This window comes from Actinospica durhamensis (assembly GCF_018139695.1).
Taxonomy (GTDB): Bacteria; Actinomycetota; Actinomycetes; order Streptomycetales; family Catenulisporaceae; genus Actinospica; species Actinospica durhamensis.
The window spans coordinates 1-558 of sequence record NZ_JAGSOG010000684.1; the positions used below are offsets into that span (position 1 = coordinate 1).

The 558-nt window shown below is 69.5% G+C and carries 1 protein-coding gene; it reads left to right on the top strand.

The window, feature by feature from the left end:
* Positions 1 to 47: 47 nt before the first annotated feature.
* A partial coding sequence (locus KDL01_RS41720) for a TSUP family transporter (protein ID WP_212534242.1) occupies positions 48 to 558 on the top strand: 511 nt, incomplete at its 3' end.

Below are 558 nucleotides of genomic sequence, written 5' to 3' on the forward strand. Positions count from 1 at the left end.
CCGATGACGCATTGTGGACCTGCTCGTCACAGGGCGATGCTCGGCATGTGATCGAGGTGTCGCTTGTCCTGCTGGCCGGTGTCGCCGCCGGAGTCCTGAACGCCATGGGAGGCGGGGGAACGTTCGTGGCGATGCCCGCGCTCGTCGCCTTCGGCCTGTCACCGGTGACGGCGAACGCGGTGTCGCGGGTCGCCCTCGTACCCGGTGCCGTGGCCGGCGCGTGGGTGTACCGACGCGAACTCACCCCTGTCGGGCCTACGTCCACGAAGGCGCTGACAGCGGTCAGCGCGATGGGCGGTGGAGTCGGCGCCGGCCTGCTGCTGGTGCTGCCCGCATCGTCGTTCGACGCCGCGGCGCCGTGGCTGCTGGCCTTCGCCACAGTGGTCCTCGCCTTCGGCCGTCACCTCTCCAGGGCGCTGAGCAGTGTGCTGGGCCGCTCGGTCGGCATGAGTTCACGAGCCGTCCTGATCGGACAGTTCTTCCTCGCCGTGTACGGCGGATACTTCGGCGGAGCCGTAGGCATCATGATGCTGGCCCTGTGGAGCATCGGCCTCGGCC